Here is a 24,965-nt window from a genome sequence, read left to right as displayed (position 1 = left end):
AAGCCACTTGTTTCCGTTTGCTAATAAGTTGCAAAACAATATTTGGCTATCAAAAATCGGGATGAAAGAACAGATACGGCTCATATATCCCGCCATATCACTGCCCAATATGTTCGCTGGTATCTGGGACTGCGAACTGAACTTGCGTAATCTGGGAGGCTTTTTCAACAAAGCTATTCATCAATATGGACAACCGGAAGTTATAATCCACAATAATAACTATACCGACATGGAATTAATAAAGTGAATATTTTGTTAAATATTGGGTAAAAAATATATTATTATTGTAAAAAACGCGGAGTGGTATCAGGATAAGTAACAGAAAAATAGTCATTCAAAATCAAATTATTATAAAAACACATGACCAAGAATGACTATTAATACAGATTAATTAATCAGGATTACTCATCTTCCAAATAGGTGTAGCCATACAGACCACTTTCAAACTCCTGTAAGAATTGTTCCTGTAAATTGTCATCCAAATCAGTCGATTTCACTTGATCACGGAAACGGGTCAATAATACCTGTGGTTCCAGTTTGACATATTGAAGCATATTGGCAACAGAATCACCTTCCTCGCTTTGCTTATAAGTTACTGTGCCATTTTCTGCAACATAAACATCAATGGCTGCCGTATCACCAAACAAGTTATGCATGTTACCCAAAATTTCCTGATAAGCTCCGACCATAAAGAAACCAATCAATGGCGGAGTTTCTGGATCATAAGCTGGCATTGGCATCGTTGTTGCCACACCATCGCCATCAATATAGTGATCAATCGTACCGTCAGAATCACAGGTAATGTCCAACAAAACAGCACGGCGATCCAGCGGCTTATCCAAACCTTCAATCGGCAAAACAGGGAAAAGTTGATCAATCCCCCACGCATCTGGCATCGATTGGAACAACGAGAAATTCACGTAGAATTTATCTGCCATGCGTTCCTGTAATTCATCAATAATCGGACGATGGGCGCGGTTGCTTGGATCAAGATCTTGCTGAATATGGCGACAAATATTTAAATACAGTTCTTCTGCCCATGCACGTTCTGACAGATCCAACATACCATGTGCATATTGGGTATGAACGTCGTGCAGATCAAACTGGCTGTCATGCAACCATTCACGCAGGGAACGACGGCTACTGTCAGATTGCATCTCCTCCCAGGTTTCCCACAAACTAGTCAGGGGACGCGTCGCACCTTCTGCCGGTGGCGTTGTCTGAGTAAATTCATTGCGCTCTACTCCAATCACATTGGAGACCAAAACGGTATGATGGGCGGTCAACGCACGGCCAGACTCCGTGATCACAGTAGGATGAGGCAAACCGTGTTCTTCACACGCATCACCAATGCCCCAAATAACGTTATTGGCGTATTCATTCAAACCGTAGTTAACTGAGCATTCTGACTGGGAGCGTGTTCCTTCATAATCGACACCTAAACCCCCACCAACATCAAAGCACTGGATCTTGACGCCTAGTTTGGACAACTCGACATAAAAACGGGCAGATTCACGCACTCCCGTTGCCACATCACGGATATTCGCCAATTGGGAACCTAAGTGGAAATGCAGCAATTGCAAACTATCCAACCGCCCTGCTGCACGTAACCTTTCAACCAATTGCAATACCTGCGCGGCAGCCAATCCAAACTTAGATTTTTCGCCGCCACTGGCTTGCCATTTGCCAGAACCCTGGGATGCCAAACGGGCTCGAACGCCCAAACGTGGAATAACATTCAGGCGCTTGGCTTCTTCCAGTACCATCTCAATTTCAGACATTTTCTCGATAACCAGATACACCTTGTGTCCCAGTTTTTCACCGATCAATGCCAGACGGACGTATTCGCGATCCTTATAACCATTACAAACAATCACCGTACCTGTCATGCCTGCATGAGCCAGCACTGCCATTAATTCCGCTTTGGAGCCTGCCTCTAATCCTATGGGTTCATCAGCATTTGCCAATGTCTCAATAACGCGGCGATGCTGATTAACCTTAATCGGATAAACCAGGAAGTAATCTCCTTTATACCCATAAGATTCACGTGCACGTTTAAACGCTGCATTTATCGAACGCAAGCGATGTTGCAAAATCTGGGGAAAACAAAACAATGCCGGCAAACGCAATTGTTCTTTTTCTTCCTGAACTTTCTTCACCAAATCGGCGAGTTCAATTTGAGCTCCCGGTAAATCAGGGTTTGGGCAAACACTGACATTACCCAGATCATTGACATAGTAATAGCCGCCACCCCAGTATGCGATGTTGTAGGTTTGTCGCATTTTGCGAGCGATATTATCATTCATGGCAGTCTCCTTCATGGAGTCGAGGTTTGCCTTCGCCTGTTAAAGTCAATAACCCAAGACACTATTTTATCGTGCGTATCTTGCGCATTAAAAAATGTCAGGGAACAGCATGCTCTTAGATTATAGGAACGTTTAGAGAGTACTAAACAATGAGTTACAGCGTGACTATATAATGATGTCAACCCAATTTATCTGCGACTTAGCTGCGGGTAACATCGAAATGACTGCATATTTAAAAGGAAGGAACAACAAGATGTGGATACATCAATGACATAATGTGGCTGTTGGCCGTTAACATTCAGCAGATAATGGTCCATAACCCCATTCACCCCCACATGACTTACCTACGGCAAGCCGTTTCTCAATTGAGAAGCAGGATATGCGTACATCTCCTGCAAATACCTGTAACTCTAAGTGCAAAAATGACTTGTGCTACGCGCGCAGTTTATACCTTTAATCCAGCAAAATTGCAAAATGAAATTTATCTAGCAGGGGCTGAAAACACCCCCATACTTTTTAGATGGGGAAACCAAAATATCACACACTGAAAGTGTAATTAAAATTAAAAAAACTGGTAACCTTGGGAAGAGTGACATAGAATAGCCGTCTAGACGGTAATACATCCCATCCATCCTTAAACCAAAATTATATTTAAGGTAATAAAATATAATGACTACACATCTTTTTACTTCTGAGTCTGTCTCAGAAGGACATCCAGACAAAATTGCCGATCAAATTTCCGATGCCGTCCTTGATGCAATTTTAAAACAGGATCCTAAAGCTCGCGTAGCCTGCGAAACTTATGTTAAAACAGGCATGGTCATGGTTGGTGGAGAAATCACTACCAGCGCTTGGGTTGATATAGAAGAAATTACTCGCAGTACAGTACGTGAAATCGGCTATACCAGCTCAGATATGGGGTTTGATGCCAACTCATGTGCAGTTATCAGTGCCATTGGTAAACAATCCCCTGATATCAACCAAGGTGTTGATCGTACAGATCCTCTGGAGCAAGGTGCCGGAGATCAGGGTTTGATGTTTGGTTATGCGACCAATGAAACTGATGTTCTCATGCCAGCACCTATCACTTATGCACACCGCTTGGTTGAGCGTCAGGCCGAAGTTCGTAAAAACGGCACCCTGCCGTGGTTGCGCCCTGATGCAAAAAGTCAGGTCACTTTCCAGTATGAGAACGGCAAGATTGTTGGGATTGATGCTGTTGTCCTTTCAACCCAGCACAGCGAAGATATCGATCAAACAGCACTGCATGAAGCCGTGATGGATGAGATCATCAAACCGGTATTGCCAACCGAATGGCTTACTCCGATGACCAAATATTTCATCAACCCAACAGGTCGCTTTGTGATCGGCGGACCAATGGGTGACTGTGGTCTGACTGGTCGTAAGATCATTGTTGATACCTATGGTGGTATGGCTCGTCACGGTGGTGGTGCATTTTCTGGTAAAGATCCCTCCAAAGTTGACCGTTCGGCAGCCTACGCCGCGCGTTACGTTGCTAAAAATATCGTTGCGGCAGGCCTGGCGGATCGCTGTGAAATCCAGGTTTCTTATGCCATCGGTGTTGCAGAGCCAACCTCTATCATGGTAGAGACGTTCGGTACAGAGAAAGTTCCAACTTCCACACTGATTCAATTAGTACGTGAATTTTTTGATCTGCGTCCTTACGGCCTGATTAAGATGCTGAATCTGTTACAACCCATTTATCGCGATACCGCAGCTTACGGTCATTTCGGTCGTGAACAATTCCCGTGGGAAGCAACAGATAAAGCTGAAATTCTGCGCTCTGCAGCAGGATTGAAATAAATGCTTTGCTAGACTATAAGGCCCGCAAATATTGCGGGTTTTTTTATGACCAAAAATACAATATTCAGCCATAATGAAACCCGTTAGAGTTCCTCTTTCCCTACAACAAGCGGTTATACGTACCCTGCGACAGAAATTAACTCAGGCGAGTCATTTTCTACAGCAAAGGTTTCCCGAACCCTATATAACCTATCAGCAACGGGGAACAATTGCAGGCAGTGCCAGACTGCAAGATTGGGAAATCCGCCTGAATCCTGTTTTGTTAATCGAAAATCAGCAGGTATTCATAGATGAAGTTATTCCGCATGAACTGGCTCATCTGTTGGCTTATCATCAATTTGGACACGTTGCCCCACACGGAAAAGAGTGGCGTTTTATCATGGAAACGATATTTGAAATACCTGCAAACCGAACACATCAGTTCCCGGTACATTCTGTGCGCAGTAAGACATTCACTTATTATTGTCGTTGTCAGCAACATGAACTCACGCTAAGGCAACATAACAAAGTCCTCAGAAGAAAAAATTGCTATGTTTGCCGCCAATGTGGCGAAAAACTAACTCTATTGGAGTCAACTTAATAGGATATATCCTCATTTTTTATTCATACCTGCCGCTTTAATTTTCTCTGCTTCTTCAATAACTTGATCGACTGTTTTCCCATGCAAGGATTGAAAAAACTTCTGCTCCAACTTTTGTATATCTGCATGTTTGATATTCCCATTCTTGTTATCCTTAAACAGATCATCAAAGTCGATACTATTGATCATGGCAACATTTAATGAGTCATCAAATTGTAATCTTTTATCTTCTGGTAAAGTATCTCTGATTTTCTCAATGGATGTTTTTACAGCGATTTCATTTGTTCCATCAATTTTGAGTTGATTATCACATCCAGCCAATGCAAAACCCAAAAAACAAATAGTTAACAATTTTTTCATGATCAACCCCCACTTATTACCGATAAAGTAATAATAGCAAGAATGAGAACATATAAATCATATTAAAGAAAATTTTTATTATTAAATTAAAAATATTTCTAACTTGATCATTTTATAACCTAGATTATTAATGGCTATGGCTTTTAATAATCAACGTATTATCAAATTCATTTTTTGCATTACTGAAATATTTTAGTAGAAATTTCCAATTCTATTATTCATTCTTCTTTGTCATTTTTAAATGTATTTTCCCCACATTGTCAAAAGGTAACCTTGAAATAATGAATTGTTATTACAGTAAAAACTTATAATTAAATGCTTTCATAACAGTGAAAATATAAAATCTGTTGATTTGATCAAATAACAACCATTATCATCTGTTTTACACTGAAACAATGACGACACATCAACGTTCCCATTTCAAGAATTGATGATAAATAGCTTAACCATGCCTATATATTTACATCTCTTATATAAATTCTAATGCAAGGAGAAAAAATGCTTAACATTGATTACCCCATAAAATATTTTCTGTCCGCGTTATTCATATTACTGCCCATATATGCACAAGCAGAAAAAATTACCGTCGAAGATATCGTAGGGCGTGAAGTTACAGTCAACACACCGGTTAAACGTGCTATATTGGCAGATAGCCGAATGGTCATTGCCCTGAATATCCTGCATCCCTCTGAACCATTGAAAGGCATTGCCGCCTGGGATAACGCATTGGAGAAAAAATCACCTGATCTTGCAACAGCTTATGAAAAGAAATTCCCTCAACTAAGCAAAATTCCAGTCTTTCCTAATCCCTACACCAGTGATTTCAATGTTGAAAAAGCCATGATGTATAAACCCGATCTGGTTATTTTCGATATTGGGTTAAAATCCAAACTGGATAACAGTAATACAATTAACTTATTGGAAAAAATAGGTGTTCCTGTCATTTTCATCGACTTTCGCCAACATCCTCTATCCAATACGGTTCCCAGCATGAGATTATTAGGGAAGGTTTTTAAACAGGAAGAAAATGCCAATAAATTCATTCAGTTTTATGAAAGTCGCCTGTCTATAATTAATAAACGTATTGCTGCACTATCTCCTAAACAAATTCCTCGCGTCTTTATTGAGCGCCATGCAGGTATGTTAGGTACTGAAAATTGTTGCAATACCTTTGCCACTAATAGCTTCGGAGAGTTTGTTACTACCGCGGGTGGCAATAATATGGGGAGTAAATGGTTTTCTGGTATGGGAGGCAAAATTAATGAAGAACAACTATTGGCTACCAATCCCGACTATTATCTGATGACAGTGGCAGATTGGGATACAGTTCATTCAAACAGCCAATCTGTCCCATTAGGTTATACTGGAGAGCTGGCAACATCGGAGAAACGTTTTCAAAAATTACTCTCTCGCCCCAAATTAAAAATTCTAAAATCGTATCGTGAAAAACGTGTGATGGCGATTTATCATCAATACTATGATACTCCATTCAATATTATTGCTGTAGAAGCCATTGCAAAATGGTTACATCCTGATCTTTTCAAAGATATTGATCCTAATGCAGATAATACTTATGTTCATCAAACCTTTACTGCATTAGATGGCAGTGGTGTTTTCTGGATAACCACAAAATAACCCCTCTTCTAGATCAACCCCACTCACCTTCGAGTGGGGATGTCTAACTATAAAATTATAAAAAATGCATTTTTATACTGATTTATTATATAATGTTTTTTCTTTATTTAAGAGAGAATAATTGGATTTATGATCTTGATACTTGTCCACAACAAAAATTAAGAGTAATTTTAACATTCACTTTAATTGTACCAATAATACCTTCCATAATAATGAGATAGGTTCTTAATTATAGAAGGCATCACGACTTTTCAAACAAAATGAAACGTTAAATTATTTAATAAAAAATAAATAAATCACCATTGTCAATATTAACACTATGGATAAAAAAACAGGAATCCTATGTCTACAACTCTAAAGAAGAAGCCTTTATATCAGATACTCTATGTTCAAGTCATATTTGCCATTTTACTGGGTATCACTCTTGGTCATTTTTATCCTGATATTGGAACATCGTTAAAACCATTAGGTGATGCATTCATTAAAATTGTGAAAATGATCATCGCACCTGTTATCCTTCTGACAGTAGTCACAGGGATAGCTGGAATGAATAACATAAAAAAGGTCGGGAATGTTGCAGCAAAATCGATGTTATATTTTTTAACATTTTCAACGCTTGCATTAGTTATTGGGTTAATTATCGCCAATATTATCCGCCCTGGCGATGGCTTAAATATCTCTCCTGATTCGTTAGACAGCAGCAGAGTGATCGGTTATGTGGAGAAAGCCCATGAATCATCCATTGTTGGCTTTCTTATGAATATCATACCTGATACCGTTGTCAGCCCACTTGTGAATGGCAATATTCTTCAGGTTCTGTTTATTTCAGTTATTTTTGGTATAGCTTTAGCCGCTACAGGAAAAAAAGGGGAACCTGTTTTAGAATTTTTTCAACATCTCTCAGAACCTATCTTTAAAATGGTAGGAATTTTAATGAAATTAGCACCAATTGGTGCATTTGGAGCAATGGCCTTTACCATAGGTAAATATGGTATTTCATCAATCGGGAATTTAATGATGTTAATTGTCACTTTTTACATTACATCATTGCTTTTTGTTCTTATTATACTGGGAGCAGTTGCTAAATATAATGGGTTCTCTATCATTCAATTAATAAAATATATTAAAGATGAACTACTATTAGTTTTGGGAACTTCATCCTCTGAGGCTGCATTACCTGGCCTAATGAAGAAAATGGAAAACCTAGGTTGTGAGAAATCAGTTGTTGGTTTAGTTATTCCAACAGGTTACTCATTTAACCTTGATGGTACTAATATTTACATGACGATGGCAGCATTATTTATTGCCCAAGCAACCAACATTGAACTCAGTCTATATGACAAATTTCTTTATTATTCGTTGCTATGATAAGTTCAAAAGGTGCGGCAGGTGTAACAGGGGCCGGTTTCATTACGCTAGCGGCAACCCTGTCTGTTGTTCCTAGTATACCCGTAGCAGGTATGGCTCTTATTTTAGGCATTGACAGATTTATGTCTGAGTGCCGTGCATTGACAAATATAGTTGGCAATGCTTGTGCTAGCATTTGTTGTAGCTCGCTGGGAAAATGCTTTAGATAAAAGAAAAGATGTATCAAATATTAAATGGTAATATGTCAGAATCAATAGAAAAAACCAAATAAATAAGATATACATTCTACAGTAAATAATGAAATTTATATTCCCCTTTTATAGATAAAAAGGGGAATATATTTTCCTAATCATTTTTGAATATTTAACATTCACCCAAATCAAAATCATTTATAAAATATCTAATTAATTATTATTGCATAAAGTTTCTATACTCAATAATAAAATATTGAAAAAATAACCATGCAAAATAATAATATATTGAATTTTAAATAATGTTTTTACATTAGACATAAACTATCACATTTAATAACATGACAATCATAAGATAAAATTTGACATAACCATATCTTACATTTATATTGTCTGCAAAATTTGTTATCAAGTTATTTGACTAAATAAAAATATAAGCCAATACATTTCTATATTCGAGCTTTAGGGTGGAAATAGACTATTTCCATTAAACACACTCCAAAAAAAATTGAAATAAAACAATATAAATTTTCAACATAAATATGTTACTAGCAAGGAAGTAATTTATGAATAAAATAAAAAATATCTATTCATCTAATAATGAAATCCCATTATTCCCTTTATGATTTATTAAATTTTCTTGAAAAAAACAATACTACTATAGAAAACTTAGAAAGTTGGTATTCTCAGCATAAGAATACCTTATATACTATGTGGCCAGAAATAAAGCAAATTACCATTAACATAGAAGAACAAGTAAGCCAAAATGGTTATACTGTAGTCAGTCGCTTAGGTTTAACGCATTTTACTAGAAAAACGAAGTAATCCGCGTTATTCATCCTTCTATCCTCATTAGGAAAATTGACAATTCATAGTACTAAAGATTTTTTCTGGGATATAAAACATCGCCAAAATATAAAAGAAGGAGATAATTTTACATTTTCTGAACACTATGGTGAATGCCCTTCTCTACACTCCGATTCAGCATTTTCAGAATTCCCTGAAAAATATCTAACCATGTATGTAATTCAACCCGCTGCTGAGGAGACTCAATCTTTGTTTCAATGGAAAAATTAGCACAAGAAATAAAGAAAATACCAGATGGACTTAGATGCTTATCTGTACTATCTAACGAATATTTTCCATTTGAAAAACACGATCCTCTTTCAATAAATCCACACCGATATTTCTTAGCCCTATTTTAGAAAAAGATAATAAAATTAGATTTAGATATGATTGTATTATGAAAGGTTTTGAAAAACATCCCGATTTTCACTCCAGAAAAATGTGGGCTGTAGATTTTTTTAATAATTACCTTCAATACAAAGCAAATAAAAACATTTTCTCTGCCGATGAGGATCAATTAATTATTATTGATAATCACTATGGGTTACATGCTAGAACTGATTTTCAAGATAAAAATCGTCATCTCTTGAGGGCCAGAGTTTCATAACTCAACATTTACTTCAATGAAAAATAGCTCAGTCTAAACTTTTACCTTTCAATTAATACCTCCTTATTCTATATAAGCTCCGTTATTTTAATTAAAACAGGAAAATATATCAATTATCTATGAATTAGAGAATAAAAACACTGTTAATAAAAAACCAACACTCAATAAAATAATTTTTATATCCTTAAGTTAAATATTAATAATTATTGATATAGTTCTCTTACATTTCATTTCAATTCAATTTTGATAAAAATTAAGAATTAGTCTAATAATAAATCAGGAGTATATATTCTCGCATTACCAAAAAATCAAAGTACCTGGAGGATAAAATGAAAAAGCTAAATGACATAAAAAAAGAATTGTTGCCTTATAAATCTTACAAGATGCTGATTAATGGTGAGTGGGTTGATAGCATTTCAAAAAATACTCTGCAAAGCTACAGCCCTTCAACAGGTGAGTTGCTGACAGAGTATGCAGCAGGGAATGCTGAAGATGTTGAACTTGCCGTCAAGGCCGCCCAAAAAGCCCTACCAGCATGGAGGAAAACATCTGCGGCGGAGAGGCAATCTTTATTACTGAAAATTGCCGACTTATTGGAAGCCGAAACCGAACGTTTTATTGTCCTTGAAACATTGGATGGCGGTAAAACCCAGACTCTATGCCGTCATTTCGATATTCCTTTCTCTGTTGATCATTTCCGCTACTTTGCTGGCGTTATCCGTGCTCATTCTGATACTACTGATGTCATCGATAATGACACACTGAGCTTAGTCATCAGAGAACCCATTGGCGTAGTCGGGCAGATTATTCCATGGAATTTCCCGTTATTAATGGCTGCCTGGAAACTCGCTCCTGCCCTTGCTGCCGGTAATACTATTGTTATCAATCCTGCTAGCCTGACCCCAATAACTCTGCTTGAATTGGGGCGTATCATGAATCAAGTTCTGCCAGCGGGTGTTGTCAATATAGTTACGGGACGTGGCTCAGTTGTAGGCCAGGCAATCCTCGACCATAACGGCATTGACAAAGTAGCCTTTACCGGTTCAACAGAAGTCGGTTACAACGTTGCCGCCGCAGCGGCAAAAAGACTCATTCCAGCAACACTGGAATTGGGGGGTAAATCGGCCAACATTGTCTTCCCTGATGCCAACATGAAAAAGGCAATCAAATATGCAGCCAATGCAATTTTGTTAAATCAGGGCAAGCCTGTGAATCCGGTGCGCGCCTGTTCCTGCATAAAGATATTCATGATGAATTCCTGAAGTCACTGAAAACCGTGTTTGAATCGATCAAAGTGGGCGATCCGATGCTGGCAGAAACTGAAATGGGCAGCCAAGTCAGCGAAGACCAAATGAATACCATTTTAGGTTACATCGACCTTGCAAGACAGGAAGGTGCAACCATTTTGACAGGAGGAAAGCGCATAACAGGGGCAGGATATGATGATGGCTTCTTTATCCAGCCGACGATCCTGACCAATGTCACCAATAAAATGCGGGTGGCACAGGAAGAAATTTTCGGGCCTGTGCTATGTGTCATTCCATTTGACAACGAAGAAGACGTTATCGAAATGGCCAATGATTCCGAATATGGTCTGGCAGGTGCCGTATGGACACAGGATATTAACCGTGCTCTGCGGATCGCCAAAGCAATCAAGACAGGCCGTATGTGGATTAATACCTATCACGAATTGCCCGCCCATGCTCCTTTCGGTGGCTATAAGAAATCAGGACTTGGGCGTGAAACCCACAAAATGATGTTGGATGCTTATACAGAAGTGAAAAATATCTATATCAGCACTAAAGAAGAGTAACACAATCGCCACCTGCAAGGGTGGCGATTTTGAGCATTAAGAGCCAGAAGGAATTACAGCCAGAAAAACCAGGCAATCGCAGAAATAATGGCAATACATACCAAATTCAGCACTATACCTACTCTGACCATTTCAGCTTGTTTGATATAGCCGGTGCCATAAACAATCGCGTTAGGGGGTGTTGCTACAGGTAGCATAAATGCACAGGATGCCCCAATGCCAATTATCATGGTCAAAACCACAATCGGCATTCCGAGCGCTTCTGCAACTGTGGCAAAAATAGGTACAAGCAACGCTGCGCTCGCAGTATTACTGGTAAATTCTGTCAGGAAGATAATAAACGCAGCAATCGCAACGATGATCACAAACCAAGGGCTGGCACCAAAAGTCGCCGCCATACCATTCGCCATAACCTCACTGGCACCGGAATTTTTTAAAACAGCGCTTAATGTCAGGCCGCCACCGAACAGCATCAATACGCCCCATTCAGTGTTATTTTGAATCTGTGACCATGTTGATACACCAGTGATACCAATCAGGGTAGCGGCGCTCACTGCAATAATCGTATCCAGATCTTTGACACCACCAAGTGCATCACTAATGAATGAACTAAAAATCCAGCACACCACAGTTAGCAGGAAAATACCCATGGTAATAACACGCTTACCATTCCACTCCAGGTGCTCCAATTCCAGATCAAATTTATGATTCAAATTTGGGCGCAACATGAGGTACATCACTCCCACCATCACTGGCATGAGAACAATAACCATTGGCACGCCGTATTTCATCCATGTAAAGAAATCCATACCTAATTGTGCGGCAGCGATAGCATTGGGTGGGCTACCCACCAACGTCCCCAAGCCACCAATACTGGCGCTATATGCAACACCAAGCAGCACAAAAACAAAGGTATTGCGCTCAGTGCGTACATCCAGATTCGCCAGAACACCGAGGATCAGTGGCAACATCATGGCAGCAGTTGCCGTGTTGCTTATCCACATAGAAAGCAAGGCAGTAATACCAAATATCAGCAATACCGCCACAGACAAACGCCCACGGGCAATCATCAGCAGACGGTTGGCGATCAATCTGTCCAACCCTTGGATATGCAGCGCTGTTGCCAATGCAAAGCCCCCGAAGAACAAAAAGATTATTGGGTTAGAAAAAGATTTCAGTGCATCACCGGTATTCATCAATCCCATGCCGACCGCCAGAATAGGAATACACAGCGCAGTAATGGTGACATGAATGGCTTCCGTTAACCATAACACGCCAACAAATGCCATTAATGCCAAGCCTGCATTTGCTTTTTCTCCATAAGGCAAAAATCTAAGTAATGTCACAAGTAAGATAATATCGAGCGCAAGAATAATTAAGCCTCTTGTACTTGCAGAGATTTGCCCAACCGCTGGAGTTAAAGATTCAGAAGCGTCCATGAAGACTCCGTAAGACAATGAAACACAATATCGTAATGTAAAATATAAAAATAATAATTAATGATTCATTGCTATAAATGTTAAAGAATTACATTACATGTGAAATAATAAGGAGTATTAACAAAGAATAAAACACAGGTTACATAATTTTGGGATCTGCTACGCGGGATTTGTTTATCAATTGAATTATTGTTCAAAAAAAGAACTAATTTTCTGTTGTTATATCACATTCTTATCCTGCAATAAGATACGTCATCAACATGAAAAATGAAATTTTCTTTCGATAAAAAGGCGAAAGAGCCTACGCTCTTTCGCCAAAACATAAATAATATTTATTTTTTGGAGCAAAAAACCGACAGCTATGCCTGGCCTTTCACTTCTTTCAGACCGTTGAAAGGAGCACGATTACCCAGAGCTTCTTCGATACGGATCAGCTGGTTGTATTTAGCAACACGGTCAGAACGGCTCATCGAACCCGTTTTGATTTGACCCGCAGCAGTACCAACAGCTAGATCAGCAATAGTTGCATCCTCAGTTTCACCAGAACGGTGAGAGATGACCGCGGTGTAACCGGCATCTTTTGCCATCTTGATTGCAGCCAGAGTTTCAGTCAAAGAACCGATCTGGTTGAACTTGATCAAGATAGAGTTTGCGATGCCTTTTTCGATACCTTCTTTCAGGATCTTGGTGTTAGTTACGAACAAATCGTCACCAACCAACTGGATTTTGTTACCCAACACTTTAGTCTGGTAAGCAAAGCCGTCCCAATCAGATTCGTTCAGACCATCTTCGATGGAAACAATTGGGTATTCTTTGGTTAATCCTTCCAGATAGTGGGTAAATTCCTGAGAGGTGAAAGTCTTGCCTTCGCCTTTCAGTTCATAATTGCCAGTCTCTTCGTTATAGAATTCAGAAGCTGCACAGTCCATCGCCAGAGTAATGTCTTTACCCAGCACGTAACCCGCTTTCTCAACTGCTTCTTTGATGGCTGCCAGCGCCGCTGCGTTAGATTCCAGGTTTGGTGCATAGCCACCTTCATCACCCACCGCCGTGTTCATGCCTTTGGCTTTCAACACTTTCGCCAGATTGTGGAATACTTCGGAACCCATGCGTACAGCTTCTTTCAGTGTGCTTGCGCCAACTGGCTGGATCATGAATTCTTGAATATCTACGTTGTTATCTGCATGTTCACCACCGTTGATGATGTTCATCATTGGCAGAGGCATAGAGAATTTACCCGGAGTCCCGTTCAACTCAGCGATGTGCTCGTATAGAGGCATACCTTTCGCTGCGGCGGCTGCTTTGGCGTTCGCGAGAGAAACAGCCAAAATCGCGTTAGCACCGAAGTTAGATTTGTTTTCAGTACCATCCAGCTCGATCATGATCTTGTCGATGTTAGCCTGATCTTTCGCATCCTGGCCAACCAGAGCCTGTGCAATTGGGCCGTTAACCGCAGAAACGGCTTTCAGTACACCTTTCCCCATGAAACGAGACTTATCGCCATCACGCAGTTCCAGCGCTTCGCGCGAACCGGTTGATGCACCTGATGGCGCAGCAGCCAGACCAACAAAGCCCCCTTCCAGGTGTACTTCTGCTTCTACCGTTGGGTTACCACGGGAGTCGATGATTTCACGGCCAAGCACTTTAACGATTTTGGACATTAGGTTTTCCTCAGTACAAGTTAAATTACGGGCAACCAATTGAAACTAAAACTATTTTCTTAAACAGAAATGACCTTAAAAGCCAATTAGCTTAATTTCAATCCATTGCCCCATATCTTATTTCAACTGGCCTTTCTGATATTTGCCAGCAGCTTCGACAAAGCCAGCAAACAGCGGATGACCATCGCGAGGCGTTGAAGTGAATTCTGGATGGAACTGACACGCCACGAACCACGGATGCGCTGGGTTCTCGATGATTTCCACCAGTTTATTGTCGATTGAACGGCCAGCAATGCGCAAGCCGGCATCTTCAATGCGTTTCAACAGTAAATTATTCACTTCATAACGATGGCGATGACGCTCAACGATGTCACTCTGGCCATAAAGTTTATGTACCAGACTGTTTTCAGTCAGATGGCACAATTGGCCCCCAACGCGCATCGTCCCACCGAGATCGCTCTCTTCGCTACGTACTTCTACGTTGCCGTTCTCATCACGCCATTCGGTGATCAGAGCAACAACCGGTAACTTACATTCAGGATCGAATTCAGTGGAGTTAGCCTCTACCATTCCCGCAACATTGCGAGCGAATTCAATCAGAGCCACTTGCATACCCAAACAAATGCCTAAATAGGGGATCTTGTTTTCACGGGCATAACGTGCGGTCATGATCTTACCTTCGATACCACGGCCACCGAAGCCACCAGGTACTAAAATCGCATCCAGGCCTTTCAATACGTCAACACCACGCGTTTCAACATCCTGTGAATCGATCAGCTTGATGTTGACAGTCAGACGATTTTTCAGCCCGCCATGTTTCAGTGCTTCAATCACTGACTTATACGCATCTGGCAGTTCAACGTATTTACCCACCATCCCAATGGTCACTTCACCCGATGGGTTGGCTTCTTCATAAATGACCTGTTCCCATTCAGACAGATCCGCTTCCGGGCATTCGATGCTGAATCGTTTACAAATATAATCATCTAAGCCCTGAGATTTCAAGAGGGCTGGAATTTTATAAATGGAATCAACATCTTTTAAAGAGATAACCGCTTTCTCTGGTACGTTACAGAAAAGCGCAATTTTTGCACGCTCATTGGCAGGAATAATGCGATCTGAACGGCAGATCAACACGTCCGGCTGAATACCAATGGACAGTAATTCTTTCACGGAATGCTGGGTGGGTTTCGTTTTCACTTCGCCCGCTGCGGCCATATATGGCACCAGAGTCAGATGCATGAACAGCGTGTTTTCACGGCCAACTTCCACTGCCATCTGACGAATGGCTTCAAGGAATGGCAGGGATTCGATATCACCGACCGTGCCACCGATTTCCACCAACACAACATCATGGCCTTCTGCCCCACGGATAATGCGGTCTTTGATTTCATTGGTGATGTGAGGGATAACCTGAATGGTTGCCCCCAAATAATCGCCACGGCGTTCTTTGCGCAGCACTTCTGAATAGACACGGCCGGTTGTGAAATTATTGCGGCGTGTCATTTTGGTTCGGATGAAACGTTCGTAATGACCTAAATCAAGATCAGTTTCAGCGCCATCTTCGGTAACGAAAACTTCCCCGTGTTGGGTTGGGCTCATTGTGCCTGGATCGACGTTGATATACGGGTCCAGTTTCATAATGGTGACATTGAGTCCACGGGCTTCGAGTATAGCCGCCAAAGAGGCTGCGGCAATGCCTTTACCCAGAGAGGATACGACCCCGCCGGTCACAAAAATATAATTAGTTTTCATGCTGAACCTGAAAGTTTAGGTTTAAAAGGATGATGAATATAACAGGACGGGAAAGCAGTATACCCTAACCTTAATTTCGCTACAAACCATCTCAATGGGGTAAGGTGCCACATAAACAGTAACATTGCGAAACAAATACCCTTCTTTCTCTTTAAATTCATTAAGTTATTGGTGTAAAATTTTTTCACCCGACGCAGGTTATTCAGCCGTTTACGCGACATCCTTTTCGCTATTTCCATCTTTTTTGTGATTACTCTCTATACCTTTTGACTTTTCACGCGCTGCCACATCGCTTCCATTTCATCTAATGTAGCCGTTTCCAGTGACATGCCTTTGTCGAGGATCAATTTTTCGACCTGACGGAAACGATTCTCGAATTTCTGGCAGGCTTTTTGTAGTGCGATCTCTGGCTTATGCCCCAAATGGCGGGATAAATTAACCACCGAAAACAGTAAATCCCCCAATTCTTCTTCCAGTCGATCTTTATCAAGTACCGCCTGCTTGGCTTCATCCATGACTTCATCAATTTCTTCATAGACTTTGTCCAGCACAGGGCCAATGGTATCCCAATCAAAACCGACCGAAGCGCAGCGTTTCTGGATCTTATACGCCTTCATCAAGGCCGGTAAACTGGCGGGAATATCATCCAGTACCGAATGCTGATCTTTCTCAGCCCGTTCTGCGGCCTTGCGTTGTTCCCAACTGCTGATTGCCTCTTCGCCGCTGATACCCGCTTGTTGATTGAAGATATGGGGATGGCGACGCTCCAGTTTGTCACACACCGCCTCACAGATATCATTAAAATCAAACTGTTGCTGCTCTTGAGCCATCTGCGCATAAAATACGATATGAAACAGCAAATCCCCCAGCTCTTCTTTTAGGGCGTTAATATCATTGCGCACAATCGCATCAAGCACTTCATAGGTTTCTTCCAGAGTATAAGGGGCAATCGTAGCAGAGGTTTGCACTTTATCCCAAGGACAGCCATCCTGGGGATGGCGCAACTGCGCCATGATTCCCTTTAGTCGTTCAATAGCGTTCTGTTTCATCTTAATCCATTTTCAATCAATTACCATGCAAGCGTCTGGCTTCAATCACATCAGACAACTGGTTGAGTTTCGCCAATACCCGTCCAAGCACTTGCAAGTTATAAATCTCAATGTTCATATCAATGGTGGCAAGCTGCTGCTTAACATCACTGCGGCTGCTGACGCCCAACACATTGATTTTCTCATTAGCGAGGATGGTCGTGATGTCACGCAATAATCCACTGCGATCATTGGCAACAACGCGCACCACCAGTGAATAGCCGCTGGAATAACTCTCCCCCCACACTGCATCGACTATCCTTTCCGGTGAGCTGGCTTCGAGTTCTGCCAACTGATCACAGTCTGCTCGGTGGATGGAGATCCCTCGACCACGTGTAATAAATCCAATAATTTCATCACCAGGGATAGGCTGGCAACAACGGGCAATGTGGTGCATCAAGTTGCCTACCCCTTCCACGACAATGCGGCCATTATCTTTGCTGGTATTACGTGGCGTATAGGTTTTATTCTCCAGGTTGCGAAGCGCTTCGCGATCTTCTTCTTCCGCGGTAATTTTATTGAATTTGCTTTGCAGGAAATTCACTAACTGGTGAATGCGGATATCACCAACGCCAATGCCTGCCAACACTTCTTCCAACGTGTGGACGTTATAACGAGCAATCAGCTCTTTCTCTGCTTCCTTGATAGTGATCCCTAAGTGTGTCAACTCATTGTCCAGCATCTGGCGGCCGGCAATGATGTTCTTGTCACGATCTTGTTTACGGAACCAGTTGTGGATTTTTGCCCGCCCACGGCTGGTCGTCACATAGCCAAGGTTAGGATTCAACCAGTCACGGCTTGGATTAGGCTGTTTCTGGGTAATGATTTCAATCTGATCGCCCATTTGAAGTTGATAGCTGAATGGTACGATGCGTCCGCCAATTTTTGCCCCAATGCAACGATGGCCGACATCACTGTGAATATGATAAGCAAAATCCAACGGCGTGGAGCCGATTGGCAAATCAATCACATCCCCTTTTGGCGTAAAGACATAAACGCGATCGTCAAACACCTGACTACGTACTTCATCCAGCATTTCGCCGCTATCCGCCATTTCTTCCTGCCATGCGATCAACTTCCGCAGCCAGGCAATACGGCTTTCATAACTGCCGGATTTACCACCACCAAGCGCAGTGCCTTCTTTGTATTTCCAATGCGCTGCAACGCCAAGTTCCGCATCATCATGCATCTGGCGGGTACGGATCTGGATCTCAAGCGTTTTGCCATTCGGCCCCAAAACAACGGTATGAATCGATTGGTAACCATTCGGTTTCGGGTTGGCAACGTAATCGTCGAATTCATCTGGCAAATGACGATAGTGAGTATGCACTATCCCCAGAGCTGCATAACAATCCTGCAAACGCTCGACAACAATCCGCACAGCACGCACATCAAATAATTCATCAAAAGCGAGGGATTTTTTCTGCATTTTGCGCCAAATGCTGTAAATATGCTTCGGACGCCCGTATATTTCAGCGCGAACGCCCTCTTTCAGCATATATTTACGCAAAGTCGTCACAAATTTCTCGATATACTGTTCACGATCAATTCGGCGCTCATGCAGTAACCTAGCAATTTTCTTATATTCATCGGGATGCAAGTAGCGGAAACAGAAATCTTCCAGCTCCCATTTTAGCTGCCCGATACCCAGCCGGTTAGCGAGAGGTGCATAGATATTGGAACACTCTTTAGCCGCCAGCACCCGCTCATCTTCACTGGCATCTTTCACTTCCCGCAAATGGGCAATGCGTTCTGCCAGTTTGATAATGACACAGCGAAAATCTTCCACCATCGCCAGCAGCATCCGGCGAACATTATCGACCTGTACCGAGCAAGTCGCATCGGTATGAGTGGCTTTCAGTTGGCGAATGGCATCCATTTCCATTACACCATGCACCAGATTCGTGATGGCCTTGCCAAATGTTTCTGTCACGGTTTCGCTATCGAGTAGCCTGGCATTAAGGATGGGAAAAAGTAGCGCAGCACGCATACTGTCATTATCCATGCTCAATGTGGACAGGATCTCCACCATTTCCACACCGCGCCATAGCAACAGTTCCGCATTGGGGTGGCCTTGGACTTTTTCGTGACAATATCGCCAGGTTTCAACCAACTTTTCACTGGATTGTGGGTTAGTAATGTTTAAACTCGCGATCCACTTATCGACCGCAAATTCACCTGCCGGTGTGAGATGCGCACTTCTTACCGCAACCATAATTTCTCCCTACTCGATATCCATTGGCTCACTGCTAAACAGCGCCATAGATTCTAGATGGCCTGTGTGTGGAAACATATCCAGCATCCGCACACTGACAAGATGATAACCCGCCGCCAACAAGACCTTGCTGTCACGTGCAAGTGTTGTGGGATTACAGGAAACGTAAACCACTTTTTCGGGGGCCAATTTTACAATATGTGCCATAACGCCCGCTGCACCAGCGCGGGCGGGATCCAACAGCACTTTATTGAACCCTTGGGCAGCCCAGGGCTGTTGGTGAATATCCGATTCCAGATTTTCATGAAAAAAATCGACGTTATTAAGTTTATTGAGCTGAGCGTTATATTGCCCGCTCGCCACCAGCTCAGCAACCCCTTCCACACCCACGGTTGCCTGTACTTGCGTGGCAATCGGCAGGGTAAAATTCCCCATGCCACAAAACAGATCCAATACTCTGTCTGTTGGTTGCAAATCCAGCCACGCCAACGCCTGTGCAACCATTTGTTGGTTAACGACATCGTTCACCTGAATAAAATCTTGTGGGCTGAACACCAATTTCAATCCATTCACCTGATACCACGGTGCTGTTTGCTCTTCAATCAATGGTTCAAGGGATTTTTCTTCGCCCAACAGATAAATCGCAACATTGTACTGCACCGAAAAAATGCGCAGTATTTCCTTATCTGCCTGCTTAAGTGGATCAAGGTGACGCAACACAACTAATGGCCCACTCTCAGCCAATACCAATTCCACGTGCCCTAATCGTTTTACTGCGTGCAGGCTATTCAGACACTGATGCAACGGCTGCAATAATTGTTCCAATTCAGGGCGCATAACAGGACAGTGCTGAATATTCACCAAATCGTTGGTCTGGCTCTGGCGAAACCCCATCAATAATGTGCGTTGTTTGGCGTGATATTGCAGACCAAGTCTGGCGCGGCGCCGATAGCCATATTCTGGACTGCGAATGACGGGATGTGCACTGATGTTAACACCTGTTTCCCGCTGGATCAGGTGTTCCAGTACGCTGGCCTTCGTTTTAACTTGCAGTTCAGCGGCAACATGCTGCTGTTGGCACCCGCCACACACTTTAAAATGTGGGCAGTGAGGTGCGACGCGATGCAGGCTGTCTGATAGCCTTTTCACGACCTTAGCTTTAGCAAATTGGCGTTTTTCTTCTGTCAGTTGGATTTGTGCCTGCTCACCCGGCAATAATCCTGCGATAAAGATCGTTTTTCCCTGATGACGAGCAATGCCTTGCCCTTGTGCATCAAGGTTATCTGCGGTAACGGAAATAATACCTCGGTTTACGGAGCGACGGTTTGGGGAGTAAAATTGCACCATGATTCTGACTGACTTTGAAAAATTGAGTTCTGATTTTCCCACAATGGACGCCTATGACCAAATATAGCCTACGCACCCGTATGATGAGCCTGATATTGGTTCCTGTTTTACTGGTCGGAACGCTTGTGAGTATATCATTTATCTCATACCGCTATTACGAGTTGAAGAGCCTGATAGTCCGCAGTGGGATCAGCATTATTGAACCCTTATCCATCGCCAGCGAGGTTGGCATTAATCTGGACAACTGCCAGCAAGTTGACTCATTGATAAACAGCTTGCATCGCCGAAACTCTGAGATTGTCAGGGCAATTGCGATCTTTGATAAGGATAACAAGTTATTCGATATTTCGAATGACAAGTATGACGTCAATCGCTTGAGGCTCGCGGCCAACGAAGCCATGCCCAAAACCTTGTCGAAAACGGAATACGGCAACAGTATCATCCTGAAGATGCCAATTATCTCAGAAACCTCTTCTCCTAATCCCTGGAACACTTCCACCAGCGATGCGCTGCCGGTTGGCTATATCGCGATTGATTTGGACTTACGCGCGGCTCAGCTCCAACAATACAAGGAGATTGCCACCTCCATCGTTCTGCTGATTTTGTGCCTTGGCGGAACAGCCCTGTTTGCCCATGTGCTGGTACGCAAAGTCACCCAACCCTTGAACTGCATGGTTAAAGCCGTTGATCGTATCCGTCAGGGACAACTGAACAGCCGCGTGACAGGTGCTATGCCTGGAGAGTTATCCGCGCTCCAGAATGGTATCAACACCGTCGCAGAATCACTCTCAAAATACAAAGATGAGATGCAGCTTCATATCGATCAAGCCACTTCCGACCTGCAAATTACGATGGAACAGTTAGAAATTCAGAATGTTGAACTGACTATCGCCAAAAAACGCGCCCAAGAGGCGGTCAGGATCAAAACAGAATTTTTGGCTAATATGTCCCATGAATTACGCACACCGCTTAACGGCGTCATTGGCTTTACCCGCCAGATGTTAAAAACCCCCATTACGCCACAACAGATGGAATATCTGTATGTCATTGACAGATCGGCCAATAACCTGCTGAAAATCATCAATGATATTCTGGACTTCTCACGGCTGGAGTCCAATAAACTGGTATTGGATCAAGTACCTTTTCTGCTAAGAGATACCGTCAATGAAGTTATTGAACTGCTGACGCCAGCGGCCAACGCGAAAAATCTTCCCCTGCATCACCATATTGATGAGAAGCTACCTAATTTGATGATTGGCGATCCTATTCGCTTACAGCAAATACTGACTAACCTGATTGGTAATGCCATTAAATTCACAGATAAAGGCGATGTGACGCTGGATATCAAATTACGCCAGCAAAAACACCATCTTGTACAGATCGATTTTACCGTGACTGATACGGGTATCGGTATTAAACCCGAATACCGTCCAATTCTATTCCAGGCCTTCAATCAAGCAGATGCCAGTATTACTCGCCATTACGGGGGAACCGGACTGGGATTAAGTATCACTAAGCGACTGGTGAGTGAAATGAAAGGAGACATTGACTTTACCAGTGAAGTCGCTAAAGGGACGGTATTTTACTTTGATATCTGGCTGGAAAAAGAGGAATATCCATTCGGGTCACTGCCAGAATATCCACCAATCTGTTCGGCATCATCGCGTTTACCCATGACCGTTATGGCAGTGGACGATAATCCCGCTAACCTGAAATTGATCGGCACACTGCTGCATGAACTGGTTGAAAATACCTTTCTGTGCAGTAATGGCATCGAGGCGCTGGAAATAGCGAAACAACATGCGCTGGATCTGATTTTGATGGATATCCAAATGGCGGATATGGATGGCATCCAGACATCTGAGCAAATCCAACAATTACCCCAACATAAAGAGACACCGATTGTGGCTGTTACGGCCTTTGCCTGCCATGAAGCAAAGAATGCACCGTTTATTGACTGTCTTTCCAAGCCACTGGATGAAAACTGCCTGAAAACATTGCTAAACCAATACTGCCGGCAGAAAAAACCACAAGCCATTGACTGGGAGGTAGCATTGAAGCGAACCGCCGGCAAAGAATCATTGGCACGGGAGATGCTAGAAATGCTGGTAAAATCATTGCCTGACATGAAGGGCATGATTAAACAAGCTTTAACCGCCGATGGTGAAGCGATCCGCAAACACTTTCAGCATCATGTCCACCAATTACACGGCAGTTGCTGCTATAACGGCGTCCCTAAACTGAAAGCAATTTGCGAATTGGTTGAAAAACAGCTGCAACAAGGGGTTGCCCTGACTGATCTGGAACCAGAATTGCTGGAATTCATGGACGAGATCAATCATGTCATGGCAGCCGCTCCTGATATACTTGAGGCGACCATGCCACTCGAACCCGTTACTTTGTGACCATAAACTTACGATATTCTTCGTAAGCGTAATTATCCGTCATGCCACTGATATAATCCTGAATAAGACGTGCTCGATAATAAAACTCGATCACATCTTTTTCAGCCTCATCAGTGGCAACAATTCCCTCGACGGCTTCACCATAAGCCAAACGATGTTTGGTCGACAGTTTGTGCAGCAAGCGCGTTTCAATAAAATATTTTTTGTGGAAATTATTTTGGTTCAGTTCCATGAAATCCTGGCGGGATAATGCCAGCAAAGGACTATATACATCCAGCAATCCGGTAATAATTTGGTATCCCTGTAACTCCAGTTCTTCCACTTCAGGATGATTGAAAACCCGATTACGGGTGACGTTTTTCAACGTCTTCAATAAACGATGTTCTTCCCCATTTCCTTCTAGCAGGGCGTGATTAAATGTACCTGCATAGATTTCAGGCAGATGTTCAATAAACAATTTTGCGGTATAAGGCACCAATTTTCCGGTAATAAATACCCGTAAGTACATGAAAAATTGTTCATGGATATTACGACGGGCTTCGTTATTGGTGGTTTTCTGATAGGCTTGTTTCACCGTAGATTCGAACAAATCACCTTTTCTGTGTCCGCCGTTCTCTTCCCACTCTTTTTTCAGGCATTCTACCAATTGTTCAACATTAAAAATGCCCTTTTCCACCGCATCATCCAAATCTGCAATGCAATATGAGATATCATCTGCGGCTTCCATAATGTATGTCAGCGGAAAACGACAAAACGTCCCCATTTGCAATTCTTTTCGCAATTCACAGATAAAGCTCTCTTCTGACCAGTAATAACCTATTTTCTTCATCAGGTAACTGAATTCAGTCGGTATCTCTTCCAGACGATAGGCCGGACAGGTATATTTCAATATGCAGCCAATCTGGGCATAAGTGAGATTTAAACGCAACAGATTATGGGCCAGACGGATAGCCTGAGCATTACCTTCAAACTGGCATAAATCTCTGCGCAATTGCCGACGGAATAAATCTTTCTTTTCTTCCCCCGTCAGACGTAATGCCGCGACCTGACAGGCATCCTGCCGATCTGCCGTTTGCAGCAAATGGAGAGAATAGTCAGGATCTAATCGGCGGGAGAACCAATCTTTAATGGCAGCCTCGCCAAAATGACCAAATGGGGGATTGCCAATATCATGCATCAAACACGCCATCTCAACCAGGCTTTCAAAAGCAAGCAAGCGCTCACTTAGCCCATACTTTTCCAATAAACCCTGCTTTGCTAACTCGGCAATAATCGTTTTTGAGATATAGCGCCCTATTTGCTGCACTTCGAGCGAATGTGTCAGCCGGCTACGTACCGCCGCATTACGTTCCAGTGGAAATACCTGTGTTTTCTGTTGTAACCGCCGAATAGCGGCTGAGTTGATGATCCGCCCACGATCACTTTCAAATTGGCGAATCACTTGCTCTTCATCATCGGGATGAATGGAAGATTTACTGAATTTACGTTGGTAATTCAACTTCTGCTTGAAATCAATCTTAGACAT

General features: G+C 42.4%; 14 protein-coding genes and 2 pseudogenes. 7 read left to right on the top strand and 9 right to left on the bottom strand.

The features are described from left to right. Positions 1-401 precede the first annotated feature (401 nt). On the bottom strand, positions 402-2,306 hold the full coding sequence (gene speA / locus AAC853_RS10670) for a biosynthetic arginine decarboxylase (protein ID WP_338884663.1): 1,905 nt from the start codon (positions 2,304-2,306) through the stop codon (positions 402-404). 669 nt (positions 2,307-2,975) lie between these two features. On the opposite strand from speA, the gene metK reads away from it, so the two are divergent. Together metK and AAC853_RS10660 are read left to right on the top strand one after the other, a co-directional pair. Beyond that, positions 2,976-4,130: a methionine adenosyltransferase gene (gene metK, locus AAC853_RS10665; protein WP_338884662.1), complete on the top strand. Its 1,155-nt coding sequence runs from the start codon at positions 2,976-2,978 to the stop codon at positions 4,128-4,130. Between the two features lie 73 nt (positions 4,131-4,203). Further along, positions 4,204-4,710, top strand: a complete 507-nt coding sequence (locus AAC853_RS10660) for a SprT family zinc-dependent metalloprotease (RefSeq protein ID WP_340614554.1) — start codon at positions 4,204-4,206, stop codon at positions 4,708-4,710. A 12-nt stretch (positions 4,711-4,722) separates the two neighbouring features. Here AAC853_RS10660 and AAC853_RS10655 read toward each other — a convergent pair whose 3' ends face one another. Next, positions 4,723-5,070: a DUF6694 family lipoprotein gene (locus AAC853_RS10655; protein ID WP_338884661.1), complete on the bottom strand. Its 348-nt coding sequence runs from the start codon at positions 5,068-5,070 to the stop codon at positions 4,723-4,725. A 498-nt stretch (positions 5,071-5,568) separates the two neighbouring features. On the opposite strand from AAC853_RS10655, the gene AAC853_RS10650 reads away from it, so the two are divergent. The 4 genes and pseudogenes from AAC853_RS10650 to AAC853_RS10635 all read left to right on the top strand — a co-directional run bounded on the left by AAC853_RS10650 (position 5,569) and on the right by AAC853_RS10635 (position 11,530). Continuing rightward, entirely contained in the window at positions 5,569-6,705 is a 1,137-nt protein-coding gene (locus AAC853_RS10650) for an ABC transporter substrate-binding protein (RefSeq protein ID WP_340614553.1), read from the top strand. A 342-nt stretch (positions 6,706-7,047) separates the two neighbouring features. Beyond that, a pseudogene (locus tag AAC853_RS10645) lies at positions 7,048-8,313 on the top strand (dicarboxylate/amino acid:cation symporter). A 1,194-nt stretch (positions 8,314-9,507) separates the two neighbouring features. Then, a complete protein-coding gene (locus tag AAC853_RS10640; protein WP_340614552.1) occupies positions 9,508-9,717 on the top strand; it encodes a TauD/TfdA family dioxygenase in 210 nt (69 codons plus the stop codon). 329 nt (positions 9,718-10,046) lie between these two features. Next, positions 10,047-11,530, top strand: a pseudogene (locus AAC853_RS10635) (aldehyde dehydrogenase family protein). Between the two features lie 53 nt (positions 11,531-11,583). Here the strand turns inward: AAC853_RS10635 and AAC853_RS10630 are convergent. From AAC853_RS10630 to rlmD, 6 genes are all read right to left on the bottom strand, one after another. Then, on the bottom strand, positions 11,584-12,969 hold the full coding sequence (locus AAC853_RS10630; protein ID WP_340614550.1) for an SLC13 family permease: 1,386 nt from the start codon (positions 12,967-12,969) through the stop codon (positions 11,584-11,586). Positions 12,970-13,328: 359 nt separating this feature from the next. Beyond that, entirely contained in the window at positions 13,329-14,630 is a 1,302-nt protein-coding gene (gene eno / locus AAC853_RS10625; protein WP_340614549.1) for a phosphopyruvate hydratase, read from the bottom strand. Between the two features lie 117 nt (positions 14,631-14,747). Continuing rightward, the gene (pyrG, locus tag AAC853_RS10620) at positions 14,748-16,385 is read right to left on the bottom strand and encodes a glutamine hydrolyzing CTP synthase (protein WP_273571766.1); all 1,638 of its coding nucleotides are present in this window, start codon (positions 16,383-16,385) and stop codon (positions 14,748-14,750) included. A gap of 257 nt (positions 16,386-16,642) precedes the next feature. After that, positions 16,643-17,434, bottom strand: a complete 792-nt coding sequence (gene mazG / locus AAC853_RS10615) for a nucleoside triphosphate pyrophosphohydrolase (RefSeq protein WP_340614548.1) — start codon at positions 17,432-17,434, stop codon at positions 16,643-16,645. A 16-nt stretch (positions 17,435-17,450) separates the two neighbouring features. Then, positions 17,451-19,688 carry a GTP diphosphokinase gene (gene relA / locus AAC853_RS10610; protein ID WP_273571768.1) on the bottom strand — a complete coding sequence of 746 codons (2,238 nt, stop codon included), beginning with the start codon at positions 19,686-19,688 and terminating at the stop codon, positions 17,451-17,453. 9 nt (positions 19,689-19,697) lie between these two features. Beyond that, complete coding sequence (gene rlmD, locus AAC853_RS10605; protein ID WP_340614838.1) at positions 19,698-21,035, bottom strand: 23S rRNA (uracil(1939)-C(5))-methyltransferase RlmD; 1,338 nt, start codon at positions 21,033-21,035, stop codon at positions 19,698-19,700. A 53-nt stretch (positions 21,036-21,088) separates the two neighbouring features. Here rlmD and AAC853_RS10600 point away from each other — a divergent pair, with 53 nt between their 5' ends. After that, positions 21,089-23,440: an ATP-binding protein gene (locus tag AAC853_RS10600; RefSeq protein WP_340614547.1), complete on the top strand. Its 2,352-nt coding sequence runs from the start codon at positions 21,089-21,091 to the stop codon at positions 23,438-23,440. Here AAC853_RS10600 and dgt read toward each other — a convergent pair. Further along, positions 23,430-24,965 carry a dGTPase gene (gene dgt / locus AAC853_RS10595; RefSeq protein WP_340614546.1) on the bottom strand — a complete coding sequence of 512 codons (1,536 nt, stop codon included), beginning with the start codon at positions 24,963-24,965 and terminating at the stop codon, positions 23,430-23,432. The genes AAC853_RS10600 and dgt overlap by 11 nt on opposite strands.

The organism is Xenorhabdus thailandensis, from assembly GCF_037996785.1.
GTDB lineage: Bacteria > Pseudomonadota > Gammaproteobacteria > Enterobacterales > Enterobacteriaceae > Xenorhabdus > Xenorhabdus griffiniae.
This window is presented reverse-complemented; position numbering and strand designations above follow the sequence as displayed.

Bases quoted from the DNA above. Each gene is read 5' to 3' on its own strand.
- AAC853_RS10640 (WP_340614552.1), top strand. From the start codon at position 9,508: ATGAAAGGTTTTGAAAAACATCCCGATTTTCACTCCAGAAAAATGTGG.
- relA (WP_273571768.1), bottom strand. From the start codon at position 19,688: ATGGTTGCGGTAAGAAGTGCGCATCTCACACCGGCAGGTGAATTTGCG.
- AAC853_RS10660 (WP_340614554.1), top strand. From the start codon at position 4,204: ATGAAACCCGTTAGAGTTCCTCTTTCCCTACAACAAGCGGTTATACGT.
- dgt (WP_340614546.1), bottom strand. From the start codon at position 24,965: ATGTCTAAGATTGATTTCAAGCAGAAGTTGAATTACCAACGTAAATTC.
- AAC853_RS10655 (WP_338884661.1), bottom strand. From the start codon at position 5,070: ATGAAAAAATTGTTAACTATTTGTTTTTTGGGTTTTGCATTGGCTGGA.
- AAC853_RS10650 (WP_340614553.1), top strand. From the start codon at position 5,569: ATGCTTAACATTGATTACCCCATAAAATATTTTCTGTCCGCGTTATTC.
- speA (WP_338884663.1), bottom strand. From the start codon at position 2,306: ATGAATGATAATATCGCTCGCAAAATGCGACAAACCTACAACATCGCA.
- AAC853_RS10600 (WP_340614547.1), top strand. From the start codon at position 21,089: ATGACCAAATATAGCCTACGCACCCGTATGATGAGCCTGATATTGGTT.
- pyrG (WP_273571766.1), bottom strand. From the start codon at position 16,385: ATGAAAACTAATTATATTTTTGTGACCGGCGGGGTCGTATCCTCTCTG.
- eno (WP_340614549.1), bottom strand. From the start codon at position 14,630: ATGTCCAAAATCGTTAAAGTGCTTGGCCGTGAAATCATCGACTCCCGT.
- AAC853_RS10630 (WP_340614550.1), bottom strand. From the start codon at position 12,969: ATGGACGCTTCTGAATCTTTAACTCCAGCGGTTGGGCAAATCTCTGCA.
- metK (WP_338884662.1), top strand. From the start codon at position 2,976: ATGACTACACATCTTTTTACTTCTGAGTCTGTCTCAGAAGGACATCCA.
- rlmD (WP_340614838.1), bottom strand. From the start codon at position 21,035: ATGGTGCAATTTTACTCCCCAAACCGTCGCTCCGTAAACCGAGGTATT.
- mazG (WP_340614548.1), bottom strand. From the start codon at position 17,434: ATGAAACAGAACGCTATTGAACGACTAAAGGGAATCATGGCGCAGTTG.